Annotated in this window: 1 protein-coding gene; it reads right to left on the bottom strand. The window is 74.0% G+C overall.

From position 1 onward, the window contains the following. Position 1: 1 nt before the first annotated feature. Positions 2 to 13,729 carry an SDR family NAD(P)-dependent oxidoreductase gene (locus tag ACGFU7_RS25175; protein WP_393698444.1) on the bottom strand — a complete coding sequence of 4,576 codons (13,728 nt, stop codon included), beginning with the start codon at positions 13,727 to 13,729 and terminating at the stop codon, positions 2 to 4. Positions 13,730 to 13,973 lie beyond the last annotated feature (244 nt).

The following is a 13,973-nucleotide window of genomic DNA, read 5'->3' as shown; positions in this document are numbered from 1 at the left end:
GTCAGATGTTCTCCAACCGTTGGGTCAGCTCATCGAGCTCGCGCTGCAGAAGTTCTTCGGGAGAGGCGCCGTCGTCGGAGGCGGGCGCCGATTGCGGTCCCGGCGCCGGCTCCGCTTGCGGTTCGGGCTCCGGCGCGGCCGAGTCGTCCAGGGGAAGCGCCATCTTCCGGGCGAGGAACGGGGCCATCTCGCGCACCGTCGGGTAGTTCCAGATCACGGTGGCCGACAGACGCACCCCCAGTTCCTGCTCCAGGCGGTTGCGCAGTTCGAGGGACATGACGGAGTCGATGCCGAGCGAGCGCAGCGGTACGTCGGCGTCCACCCGCGAGGCCGCGAGCTTGACGACGTGGGCGACGTTTTCCCGGATCACCGTCTCCAGGGCCGTGCGCCGCTCGGGCCCGGCGGGGACGGACAGCAGGGAATCGCGGACCGGGGCCCCGGTGGCGTCCTCGCCCGCCCCGGAATCGGTTGTCCCCGCGGCCTCGGACCCGTCGGGCTCCAGGCCGGGAGGCAGCCGGTCCTGCCCGACGACGGTCACGCCGGTCACCTCCACGACGAGGCCGCCGTCCGGCCCGAGGACCGTCACATCGACCTCGTAACGCCGCGCGTCCTCGTCACCGCCACGCACGACCGCGTACGCCCAGGCGTCGGGGCCCGGCCGGGAGTGCACGACCACCCGGCCGATGCCCGCGCTGAGGAACGGGTGCTCCTGACCCGTTCCCCACTTGGGGCCGAGCACCGGGGCCACCGCTGCCTGCAGCGCAGAGTCGAGGAAGCAGGGGTGCAGTTCGTGGCCCGGGTCGCCGAGGGTGACGGTGTCCGGGGTGAACCGGAGCCTGGCGAGCGCCTCGCCCCGGTTTCCCTCGCCGCGCCAGATCCGCTCGATGCCCTGGTACGCGGCGCCGTAGGCGACACCGCGCGCAGCCAGCAGGCCGTAGTAGCCGGCGCCGTCGAGCTCCTCGCCCATCCGCTCCTGGAGGGCCGCGGGATCGAGAAGAGCCGCTTCCCCCGGCTCCGTCGAGGCGATGACCGGGGCCACCACGGCATCCGCGACGCAGACCATGTCCGTGCCGCCGTCGCGCCGGGCGAAGACCCGTACGGAGGACTCGTTCTCCCCCTCGACCAGGACGGTCTGCACCCGCCGGACGCCGCTTTCGGGAACGACGAGCGGTTCGTGGAACGTCAGGTCGCGGACGGCGAACGCTTCCGCGTCGCCCGCCTGTGCCACTTCGCAGGCGGCGGACAGCGCCATGTCGGCGTAGGCGGCGCCGGGCGCCACGGCGGCGCGGCCGATGCGATGGTCGCGTACGGCGGCCGTGGCGGTGTCGAAGTCGCGCTGCCAGTAGTGCGTGCCGGGTTCGACGGCGGAGTCCAGCCTCACCCCGAGCAAGGAGTGCTCGCCGGAGGCGAGACCGGAGGCGGGCGATCCGGCATCACCGGAGTGCCAGTACCGCTCCCGCTGCCACGGGTACGTGGGCAGTTTGACGGTGCGTTCGCCGAGGGTGAGCGCCGCGCTCCCGGCGACGGGCGAACCGAGCGTGAACAGCTTGCCCAGCGAGGCGAGCAGGGTGGCACGTTCGGGTTCGTGCCGGCGCATCGACGGGACGACGCCCGCCGTCGCGCCGACGTGTGCCACGACCTGCTCCACAGCGGGCAGCAGGATCGGATGGGGACTCATCTCCAGGAACGCCCGTACGCCGTCGCCGAGCAGGCGGGTGGCCTGGTCGGAGAAGAGAACGGGCCGCCGCAGGTTGTCCACCCAGTACGCCGGGTCCAGGCCCGTGCCGTCGACGACCTCGCCGGTCACCGTGGAGTAGATCGGCACGCTCCCGCGGCGCGGGGCGATGCCGTCGAGCGCCCGGAGCAGGTCGTCGCGCAGCGGGTCCATCTGCGGGCTGTGCGAGGCCACGTCCACCTTGACCCAGCGGCAGAACACCTCTGCCTCCTCCAGCATGCCCTTGATGCGCTCCAGGGTGGGGCGGTCGCCGGACAGGACGGTGGACCGCGGGCTGTTGTTCACCGCGATCGACACGAGGTGCTCGTGCCCGTCCACCGTCTGCCGGGCCTCGTCGAGGGTCAGTTCGGCGGCGAGCATCGCCCCCTGGCCGCTGGTCCTGCGCAGCAGCTTGCTGCGCAGGCAGATCACGCGTGCCGCGTCGTCCAGGGAGAGGGCGCCCGCGACGTGCGAGGCGGCGATCTCCCCCATGCTGTGCCCGATCACGGCGTCCGGCTCGATACCCCACGAGCGCCACAGCGCGGCGAGGCCGACGGCGACGGAGAACAGCACGGGCTGCACCACGTCGACCCGGTCCAGGTGCGAGGAGTCCTCACCCGCCGTCAGTTCGTCGACGATCGACCAGTCCACATAGGCCCGGGCGGCGGTGTCGCAGGCGCGGACGGCGGCCTCGAACACCGGCTCGCGGCGCAGGAGTTCCTGGCCCATGCCGAGCCACTGCGAGCCCTGCCCGGGGAAGACGAAGGCGATTCTCGGCGGGGTGTCCACCGCCTGCCCGGACAGCTGGAGGTCCCCCGTGGCTTCGCCGCGGGCGCACCTGGCCAGCACCCCGTGCAATTCGGCCGTGGTGTGCGCGACGGCGGCGAGGCGGTAGGGCTGGGCGGCGCGCAGGGTGGCGGCGCGCACGAGATCGGGGAGCCGGGACGGTTCGTCACTCTCCGGTCCGGCGATGGCCGACGCCACCAGGCCCGCCAGTTCCCGGAGGGCCTGGGGCGTTTTCGCGGACAGCGGGAAGAGGTTGGCGTCCTGCTCGTCGCCCCGCTCGTGCGTGGTCGAAGGGATGGTTGCGGGCTGTGGGGCCTGCGGGGCGCCCTCAAGAACCACGTGGACGTTGGTGCCGCCCCAGCCGAACGCGCTCACTCCGGCCAGCGCGAGCCTGTCCTCGGGCCAGGGTTCGAGCCGCTCGGCCACGCGCAGCCGCAGGTCGTCGAAGGCGATATGGGGGTTGGGCGTCTCGAAGTGCAGGCTCGGGGGCACCGCGCGATGGCGCAGGGACAGGGCGGCCTTGATGAAACCGGCGACGCCGGCCGCGGCCTCCAGGTGGCCGAGGTTGGACTTCACCGAGCCGATGACCAGCTCTGCCCCGGCCGGGCGGTCCCGGGTGACGACGGCGCCCAGTGCGGCGGCCTCAATGGGGTCGCCGAGGTTGGTGCCGGTGCCGTGGGCCTCCACGTAGTGCACGTCGCGCGGGTCCACCCCGGCACGGCTGTATGCCTCGCGCAGCACCTCCGCCTGCGCCTCGGGGTTGGGCGCGGTCAGCCCGTTGCTGAGGCCGTCGTTGTTGGCCGCGCTCCCCCGGATCACGCAGTAGACGTCGTCGCCGTCGGCAAGCGCGCGCGACAGCGGCTTCAGCACGACGACACCGCAGCCCTCGCCACGCCCGAACCCGTCGGCCCGTGCGTCGAACGCCTTGCACAGCCCGTCCGGCGAGAGCCCGCCGAAGCTGGTCAGGGACACCATGTTCGCCGGATTGAGCATGAGGTTCACCCCGCCGGCGACGGCCGTCGTGGACTCGCCCGACCACAGGCTCTGGCAGGCGAGATGGACGGCGAGCAGGGAGGAGGAGCAGGCGCTGTCCACGACCATGCTGGGCCCGCGCAGGCCGAGGACGTAGGACAGGCGGTTGGCGACCATGTTGAGCGCCCGGCCGGTGGCCGAGTGCGGGGAGACGGAACCCCGGCCGCCGGGGGCCAGTTCGGCGTAGTCGTGCCAGATGGCGCTGGCGAACACCCCGGTGCGGCTGCCCGTGAGCTTCTCGTTCGCGAGCCCCGCGTCCTCCAGCGCCTCCCAGGCGACTTCGAGGAAGATCCGCTGCTGCGGGTCCATCTCCTGCGCCTCGCGCGGGGAGATGCCGAAGAACAGCGGGTCGAACTCGTCCACCGGAGTGTCCAGCAGCCCGGCCCGCATGGGCACGGTCTGCCCGAATCCGGCGGGCCCGGCGGGGGCGGCGTCACGGTAGACGGCGGGGTCCCAGCGGTCTGCGGGGATGGGCCCGACCACGTCGGTGCCCTCACGCAGCAGACGCCAGAACTGCCCGGGTCCTTCGGCGTTCGGGAAGCGGCAGCCGATGCCGACGACGGCGAGCGGTTCGAGGCCCTCGTTCCCGGCCGGGGCCGGGACGGCGGCGTCGGCCGGTTCGGTGGCCTTCGCCTTCGCCGGCTCGGCGGTCTCCGCCGTCACTGCCGTCACCGCCTCCTCGGTGCCGCCGTCCGGCAGCAGGCCGGCGAGCAGTCGCCGGGCGACGGCCGTGGGCGTCGGGTTCTCGAACAGCAGCGTCGCGGGCAGGCGCAGCCCGGTGGCGGCGCCGAGGCGGTTGCGCAACTCCACCGAGGCCAGCGAGTCGAAGCCGTGGTCCTTGAACGTCTGGCCGGCGCCGACCGCCTGCGCCCCGTCGTGGCCGAGCACGACGGCCGCGTTGGCGCACACGAGGTCGAGCAGGAGGCGGTGCCGCTCTGCCGCGGGCAGTCCCGCCAGGCGCCCGGCAAGCTCGGAAGCTCCGGCTCCGGCGCCCGCATCCGCGCCGCCGTCCCCGCCCGCCGCCGCGGCGGCGACCCGCCGTACCGGGGTACGGACCAGCCCGCGCAGCAGGGGCGGTATGGACTCCGGCCGGTCGCTCGGCTGCCGCGCGGACAGGTTGAGCCGGGCGGGCACACAGGTCGCCCGGTCACCGGTCAGCGCCGCGTCGAACAGGGCGAGCGCCTCGTCGGTGGCCAGTGGCAGGCTGCCGGAGCGGGCGAGCCTGGCGAGGTCCGCCGCGCTCAGGTGGCGTGTCATGGCGCCGGTCTCGGCCCAGTAGCCCCAGGCCAGGCTGGTGGCGGGCAGACCGCGTGCGCAGCGGTGCTCGGCGAGGCCGTCGAGGAATGCGGAGCCGGCTGCGTAGTTGGCCTGGCCCGGCGTTCCCAGGATTCCCGCGGCCGAGGAGAACAGCACGAACGCCCGCAGGTCGAGGTGCTCGGTGAGGCGGTGGAGCTGCCAGGCGGCGTCCACCTTGGGCCGCAGCACCGCATGCAGCTGATCGGCGGTCAGGTTGGTGATCGTGGCGTCGTCGAGGATCCCTGCGGCGTGGACGACGGCGGTGAGCGGGTGCTCCGTGGACACGCCCGTCACGAGGGCCGCCAGGGCCGCGGGGTCGGTGATGTCGCAGGCGGCGAGCGTCACCTGCGCACCGAGGCCGGTCAGCTCCTCGCGCAGCTCGGCCGCCCCTTCGGCGTCGGCGCCGCTGCGGCTGGCCAGCAGCAGGTGCCGCGCGCCGTGGACGGTGACGAGGTGGCGGGCCAGCACGGAGCCGAGCGCCCCCGTGCCGCCGGTGACCAGCACGGTGCCGTCCGGGTCGAGCGGGGCGGGCAGGGTGAGCACCACCTTGCCGACGTGCCGGGCCTGGCCGACGTGGCGCAGCGCGCGCGGCGCCTGCCGCAGGTCCCAGGCCGTCACCGGCAGCGGCTTGAGGACGCAGGTGTTGAACAGCGCCATCAGCTCGGCCAGCATCTCTTGGATGGTGTCCGGGTCGAGGGCCAGCAGGTCGAACGGCTCGTAGGTGATGTCGGGCCGGGTCTCGGCGAGTTGTTCGGGGTCGCGGATGTCGGTCTTGCCCATCTCCACGAAACGGCCGTCCTCGGCCAGCAGCCGCAGTGATGCGTCGGTGTACGCACCGGCCAGGGAGTTGAGCACCACGTCCACGCCCCGCCCGCCGGTGGCACGGCGGAAGGCGTCCTCGAAGTCGCGGTCGCGCGAGGAGGCGATGTGTTCCTCGTCCAGGCCGAGCAACCGCAGGGTGCCCCACTTGCCGGGGCTCGCCGTCGCGAAGACCTCGGCGCCCCGGTGGCGGGCCAGTTGCAGCGCCGCCATGCCGACGCCACCGGCGGCGGAGTGCAACAGCAGGGTCTCCCCCTGGCGCAGCGCGGCCAGTCGTATCAGGCCGTGGTACGCGGTCAGGAACACGGCGGGCACGCTCGCGGCGCGGGCGAATGTCCACGCGGCGGGGAAGCGGGTGAGCAGCCGGTGGTCGGTGACGGCGAACGGGCCGACGCCCTCCGTGAACAAGCCGGTCACCCGGTCCCCGCAGGCCAGTCCCGGCACGCCGGGGCCGACCTCCACGACGACGCCCGCGGCCTCGCCGCCGAGGCGCGCCTCGCCCGGGTAGACGTCCAGGGCGATCATGGCGTCGCGGAAGTTCACCCCGACGGCGCGCACGGCCACCCTGACCTGCCCGGCCTCCAGAGGCCGGCCGGCCTCCGGGGCTTCGGACAGGGTGAGCCCGTCGAAGCTGCCCGGGGTCGCGACGTCCAGCCGCCAGTGCCGGACACCGTCCGGCGGGACCAGGCCCGAGCCCGACGTGCCGCGGACGAGGCGGGGGACGAACAGCTTGCCCTCCCGCAGGGCGAGCTGAGGTTCGCCGCAGGTCAGGGCCGCCGCCAGGGCCTGCGGCGAAGCCTCGTCGCGGTCGTGGGCGGGGCCCCGGGCCGGGTCCGGGTCCAGGTCGAGGAGAACGATCCGGCCGGGCTGCTCGGACTGGACGCTGCGCACAAGTCCCCACAGGGCGGCAGCGGGCAGATCGTGCACGTCGTCGTCCGTGTGGGTGGCCACCGCGCCCCTGGTGAGGACGGTCAGGCGGCTCTGGGCGAACGCCGGGTCGGCCAGCCAGTTCTGGAGCAGGCCCAGCAGTTCCCCGGTCACCCGGTGCGTGCGGGCGGCCTGGTCGGTGTCGCCGTTCGGTGCTGTGCAGGGGACGAGGAGCATCTCGGGAACGGGTGTGCCGGAGGCCACGGAGGCCCTCAGGGACGCCAGGTCCGGATGGGCGGGCACCCCGAAGGCCGGGGACCCTTCGGTACAGCAGGTGAGCAGCGCGGCCGAAGGCAGGCGCGCGTCCTGCGGCACGGGCGCGGTGCTCCAGTCGAGCCGGAAGAGCAGGTCCCGGCCCGGGGCGCGGGCGGCGACGATCTCGCCGGCGCCGCCGCTCCGCAGGCTCAGCGACGCTGCCGTGGCCACCTGGGCGCCCGTGTGGTCGGCCGCGGTGAGCGCGATCTCGCCGGAGCCGCGCCGGGTGATGCGTACGCGCAGGCCGGTGGCGCCGACGGCATGGAGCCGAAGACCCGACCAGGAGAACGGCAGCCGGACCCCGTTCCCGGAACCGGATTCCGTATCGTCCACGGCCAGGATCGGGTGCAGGGCGGCGTCGAGCAGAGCCGGGTGGATGCCATACCCGTCGGCGGCCGGGCTGCCGTCGCCGGTGGCGGGCAGTGCCACCTCGGCGAAGAGGTCGTCCCCGTCCCGCCACAGGGCACGCAGCCCCCGGAACGCGGGCCCGTACTCGTAACCGATTTCCGCCAGCCGCTCATACGCCCCGGACAGCTCCACCGCCTGTGCTCCCGCGGGGGGCCAGGCACCCGCGAGTGTCGTCGCAGGAGCCGGGTCGGACGTCCGGGCGACGGCGCCCGTGGCATGGCACGTCCACGGCGTACCGTCGGCGGCGTCGCCGGGGCGGGCGTGGACGGTGACGGTGCGGCGGCCGGAGGCGTCGTCCGCGGCGGGCGGGGCCAGCATGACCTGGATCCGCACGGGGGCGCGCTCGTCGAGGACGAGCGGGGTCTGCAGGGTCAGCTCGTCGAGCGAGTCGTATCCGGCCGCCGCCGCGGCGTGCAGGGCGAGTTCGGCGTGGGCGGTGCCGGGCAGCAGCGTGGTGCCGAGCACGGCATGGTCCGCGAGCCAGGGATGGGTACGTGAGTCCAGCCGCCCGGTGAACACGAGGGTTCCGTCCGGCAGATCGACGGCCGCGCCCAGCAAGGGGTGATCGGCGGCGGTCAGCCCCGCCGAGTCCACGTCGGCGGCGTGGCCGCTGTCGGACTCCAGCCAGTAGCGGCGGCGCTGGAAGGGGTAGGTGGGCAGGCCGACCCGGGAACCGCGCGCGCCGGAGGCGGTCAGCGGCGCCCAGTCCACGGCGCCGCCCCGGACGTACAGTTCACCGGCGGAGGCGAGGAACCTGGCCATACCACCCTGGTCACGGCGGAGCGTTCCGACGACGGTCGCGTCCCCCGTCCCGTCGGCCCCCGCCTCGTCCTGCGAGCTGAACGTCTCCTGGATGCTCTGCACCAGCACCGGATGCGGGCTGGACTCCACGAACGTGCCGTAGCCGTCCTCCCGCAGTGCGCGCACCGCCTCCTCGAACCGCACGGTCTCGCGCAGGTTGCGGTACCAGTAGGCGGCGTCCATGACGGTGGTGTCGGCGAGCCGCTCGCCCGTGAGCGTGGAGTAGAACGCGGTGTCCGTCCGACGCGGCGTCACCGGCGCGAGCAGCTCAAGCACCCGCTCCCGGATGGCCTCCACCTGGGCGGAGTGGGAGGCGTAGTCCACGGGGATCACACGAGCGCGCACGTCGTCTCTCCCGCAGGCGGCGACGAACTCCGCTATGGCCTCGGGCGTGCCGGAGACGACCGTGGCAGCGGGGCCGTTGACGGCCGCCACGTCCAGACGGCCCGGCCACCGGGTGATCCTGCCGCGCACCTCGTCCGCCGGGAGCGCCACGGACGCCATTCCGCCGGTACCGGCGATCAGCGTGAGGGCCTGGCTGCGCAGGGCCACGACGCGGGCGCCGTCGTCCAGGGACAGCACGCCCGCGACGGTCGCGGCGGCGATCTCGCCCTGGGAGTGGCCGATCACGGCCTCGGGTGCCACCCCGGCGGAGCGCCACAGATCCGTCAGGGAGACCATGACGGCCCACAGGGCGGGCTGGACGACATCCACTCGCTCCAGCGACGGCGCGTCCTGGGCACCACGCAGCACGTCGACCAGCGACCAGTCCACATGGCGGGAGAGCGCTTCGCCGCAGGCGCGCAGACGCTCGGCGAACACCGGTCGGGTGCCGAGCAGTTCGGCCGCCATGCCCGCCCACTGCGAGCCCTGGCCGGGGTAGACGAACGCGGTCCTGCCCGGCGCCCCGGGCGCGCCCGTGATCACGGACGCCGACGGGATGGAGCCGGCGAGGGCCTCCAGGCCGCTCAGCGCCTCGTCGCGGTCGTGCGCGAGCACCACGGCGCGGTGTTCGAGGGGCGTACGGGTGGTGGCCAGCGCGTGGGCGAGACGGGCGGGGGCCGGGCCGGCGTCGGACGCGGTGAAGCCGTGCAGCAGCGCGGCCTGGGCGCGCAGGGCGGCGTCACCGCGCGCGGACACCACGAGCGGCCACACTCCCTCGTCCGGTGACGGCCGGTCCGATGGCTCGACGGGCTCCCCGACGTGTTCCAGGACGACATGGGCGTTGGTGCCGCTGATGCCGAACGCGGAGACGGCGGCGCGGCGGGCGCGGCCGGACTCCGGCCACGCGACGGGCTCGGTGAGCAGCGAGACGGCCCCGGCCGCCCAGTTCACATGCGGGGTGGGCGCGTCGACGTGCAGGGTGCGCGGCAGCGTCGCGTGCCGCATGGCCATGACCATCTTGATGACGCCGCCGATGCCCGCGGCCGCCTGCGTGTGGCCGATGTTGGACTTCAGCGACCCCAGCCACAACGGGCGCTCCGCCTGCCGCTCCCTGCCGTAGGTGGCCAGCAGCGCCTGTGCCTCGATCGGGTCGCCGAGCCTCGTGCCCGTGCCGTGCGCCTCGACCGCGTCCACGTCGGCGGCCGTCAGCCCGGCGTCGGCAAGGGCCCCGCGGATCACCCGCTGCTGGGCCAGGCCGTTGGGCGCCGACAGGCCGTTGGACGCACCGTCCTGGTTGATCGCGGAGCCACGCAGCACCGCCAGCACCGGGTGCCCGTTCCGGCGCGCGTCGGAGAGCCGCTCAAGGAGCACCATCCCGGCGCCCTCGGACCATCCGGTGCCGTCCGCCGTCTCGGCGAACGCCTTGCACCGCCCGTCGGGCGACAGCCCGTGCTGCTTACTGAACTCCACGAAGAGGCCGGGGGTGGGCATTACCGTGACACCGCCGGCCAGCGCCAGCGAGCACTCGCCGGAGCGCAGCGACCGGCTCGCCATGTGCAGGGCCACGAGCGAGGACGAGCAGGCCGTGTCCACCGTGAGCGCGGGGCCCTCGAAGCCGAAGGTGTACGCCAGCCGGCCGGAGGCGACGCTCATGGTGGTACCGGTCAGCGCATAGCCCTCGACGCCCTTGCCGCTTCCGGCGCCCTCGTGCAGCCTCGGCCCGTAGTCCTGTGCCATGGCCCCGACGAAGACGCCGGTGTGGCTGCCGCGCAGCGCGTTCGCGTCGAGACCCGCCCGCTCCATCGCCTCCCAGCCGGTCTCCAGCAGCAGCCGCTGCTGCGGGTCCATGGCGAGGGCCTCACGCGGGGAGATCCCGAAGAACGCCGGGTCGAACCGGTCGGCCCCGTCGAGGAACCCACCGGCGCGGGTGTACGAGGTGCCTGAGCGGCTGCGCTGCGGGTCGTACAGCTCGTCGAGCTTCCAGCCGCGGTCGGCCGGAAAGTCCCCGATGGCGTCGGTGCCCGCGCGGACCAGGTCCCACAGGTCCTCGGGCGAGTCGACACCGCCCGGGTAGCGGCAGGCCATGGCGACGATGGCGATGGGGTCGCCGTCGTCCTCGCCTGCACCCCCTACAGCTTCGGCACCCCCTATAACCCCAGCACCCCCTACAGCCCCGGTATCCTCTGCGTCCCCCAGTCCCTGGACCGGGTCCTCGACGACGTCCTCGTCCTTCACGTCCAGGCCGTCCAGGCCGTCCAGCAGTACCTGGCACATGTGCCGGGCCAGCGCCGCGGGTGTGGGGTGGTCGAAGACCACGCTGCTGGGCCAGGTGACACCGGCCGCCTTGCCCAGCCGGTTGCGCAGCTCCACGAGCATCGCCGAGTCGAAACCGAGGTCCTTGAACGTGCGCCCGGTACGTGCGGCGTCCATCGGGTCGCGGCCCGACACGGCGGCGGCATGACTGCGCACCACCCGCAGCACGACCTGCTCGGCGTCGGCCCCGGACAGCCCGGCCAGCCGCTCGCGGAGCGCCGGGGTGCGCGGGGAGGCGTCGCCCGCATCCCGTACGGCGCCGTCCTGCGGCAGGTCCATGACGGGCGCCGGCGCGGCGTGCCCGGTGTCGTACGCCCAGCCGCCCGCCGCGTCCCGCTCAGGCGCGGACACCCAGTAACGGCCGCGCTGGAACGCGTATGTGGGCAGCGGCACCCGGCGCACGGCGGAGCCCTCGAACGCCGCCGTCCACTGCACGCGCACTCCGCGCACATGGGCCTCGGCGGCGGACCGCAGGAACCGGCCCGGCCCGCCCTCGTTGCGCCGCAGCGTGCCCAGGGCGACGGCCTCGACGCCCACGTCCTCGAAGACGTCCTGCGCGCCCGGCGTCAGCACGGGGTGCGAGCTGGACTCGACGAACACCCGGTACCCGTCGGCCAGCAGCGCCCTCAGCGCGCCGTCGAACTGCACGGGCTCACGGGCGTTGCGGTACCAGTACCCGGCGTCGAGGCCGGCCCCGTCCACCACCGCACCGGCAACCGTCGAGTACACCGGCACCGTGCCCGGCCGGGGCCGCACCGGCGCCAGCATCTCCAACAGCCGCTCCCGCAGCGGCTCCACCTGCGCGCAGTGCGAGGCCACCGTGGAGGGAACGATCCGCGCCCGCACGCCCTCGCCCGTGCACACGTCCACGAACGCGGCCAGCGCCTCGGTGTCCCCGGCCACCGTCACGGCGCGGGGCCCGTTGACCCCGGCCACGTTCAGCCGCCCGTCGAAGGCGGCCAGCCGCTCGCGCACCTCGGCCACGGGCAGAGCCACCGAGGCCACCGCGCCCCGCCCGACGAGTTCCTCCGCGAACAGGCGGCTGCGCAGCACCACCACCCGCACCGCGTCCTCCAAGGACAGCGCGCCCGCGACGTACGCCGCGGCGATCTCCCCCTGCGAGCTGCCCACCACCGCGGCGGGCTCGACGCCGAACGAGCGCCACAGCTCCGCGAGCGACACCATCACCGAGAACAGCACGGGCTGGAGGATCTCGATGCGCTCCAGTTCTGCCGCGCCGCCGCTCTCCCCGGAGGCGCGCAGGACGTCGAGGACGGACCAGCCCGCCAGCGCCGCCACTGCCTCGTCGCAGGCGCGCATCTGCTCGGCGAAGCGCGGCGCGGTGTCGAGCAGTTCCACGGCCATCCCGGCCCACTGGGTGCCCTGACCGGGGAATACGAACACGACCCGGTCGTCGCCCGCTTCCCCCGTCTCCCCTTCCACCAGACCTGCGGCAGGCTCGCCCCCGGCCAGGGCCGACACCGCGCGCAGCAGGTCGTCGCGGCTGTCGCCCAGGGCGACGGCCCGGCACGCGAAGGCCGAACGAGTGGTGGCGAGCGACCAGCCGACCTCGGCCGCGTCCAGCGCGGGCCGGTCTCGCAGATGGTCCCTCAGCCGGGCGGCCTGCGCCCGCAGCGCGGCCTCGTCGCGGCCGGAGAGCAGCCATGGCGTGGCACCTGCCGCCGAGGACGCGACCGGGGGCACGGATACCGGCACCGGCTCGGCCAGCACCACATGACAGTTGGTGCCCCCGACGCCGAACGAGCTGACGCCCGCGACCAGCAGCCGGTCCGCGTCCTCCCACCGCTGCGCCGTGGTATTCACCCGCAGCCCCAACTCGGTCAGGGGGATGGCCGGGTTGGGCGTCTCGAAGTTGAGGCTGGCGGGCAGAGTGCGATGGCGCAGGGTGAGCACGGTCTTCAGCAGGCCGGCGATGCCCCCGGCGGCCTCCAGGTGGCCGATGTTGGTCTTCACGGAGCCGACCGGCAGCAGGTCTTCGGCGGTGCGGCCCGCGCCGAGCACGGCCCCGAGCGCCGCGGCCTCGATGGGGTCGCCGACCCGGGTGCCCGAACCGTGCAGTTCCACATAGCCCACATCGGCGGGGCTGGTACCGGCGCGCTCGTACGCCAGCCGGATGACCTCCTCCTGTGCCGCACGGTTGGGCACCGTCAGACCCTCTCCGGCACCGTCGTTGTTGACGGCGCTGCCGCGGATCACACAGTGCACGGGGTCGCCGTCGGCGAGGGCGTCGGAGAGGAGCTTGAGCACGACGGCACCGCCGCCCTCGCCGCGCACATAGCCGTTGGCCCGCGCGTCGAAGGTGAAGCAACGGCCGTCGGGGGACAGCCCGCCGAATTGCTCGGCGACGGCCAGACTCTCCGGCGCGAGGTTGAGCTGCACGCCGCCGACCACGGCGAGCCGTGCCTCCCCGCTCAGCAGGCTGCGGCAGCCCATGTGCACGGCGACCAGCGACGACGACTGCCCGGCGTCCACGGTCATGCTGGGCCCACGCAGGCCCAGCGCATAGGAGACGCGGTTGGCGATGATGCCGCGGTGCAGACCTGTCAGGGAGTGATGGGTGACGGCCTGCGGCCCGCCGCCGAGCACGAGGTTGGCGTAGTCGCTGCCGATGGCGCCCACGTACACCGCCGCGGCACTGCCCTCAAGCGTGCCGGGCACGATCCCGGCGTCCTCCAGGGCCTCCCAGCTCAGCTCCAGCATCAGCCGCTGCTGCGGGTCCATCGCCGAGGCCTCGCGCGGCGAGATGCCGAAGAACTCGGGGTCGAAAAGGTCGATCCCCTCGACGAAGCCGCCACGCGCCGCCGCGTCGCCGCGTCCGGCGGGCGGTGCGGTGACAGCGCTCGAACCGCCGGCGAGCAGCCGCCAGAACTCCTCGATACCTGGCGCCTGCGGGAAGCGGCAGGCCATTCCCACGACCGCGACCGCCACACCGCCCTGGGCGACCGTGCCCCTGGACCGTCCTGCGTGCTGCATTGGAATCATCCGCCGTCCCCTCGAAATCTCCTGGTGGCGAACCTAGGAAACGGGATGCGGCGGCCCAACCCCTTACCGTCCCCTAGCTCCCGCGGCAGCCCCTACACACCCCCTAGCCTTCTCGCGGACCGTGTCCTTGGCGATCGGCGGATGGAACGCTCGCCCTCACTTGTCCAGCCCTGCTAAGGGCTTCGACGACCTTTTGGCTTCGACGACCTCGTTCGAGGACCGGTGAAGGATGGCT

Source organism: Streptomyces sp. NPDC048473 (assembly GCF_043200155.1).
Classification (GTDB): Bacteria; Actinomycetota; Actinomycetes; order Streptomycetales; family Streptomycetaceae; genus Streptomyces.
This window is presented reverse-complemented; position numbering and strand designations above follow the sequence as displayed.

What these genes read in the sequence shown, in the direction of transcription:
- ACGFU7_RS25175 (WP_393698444.1), bottom strand. Translation starts at nt 13,729, where the DNA reads ATGCAGCACGCAGGACGGTCCAGGGGCACGGTCGCCCAGGGCGGTGTG.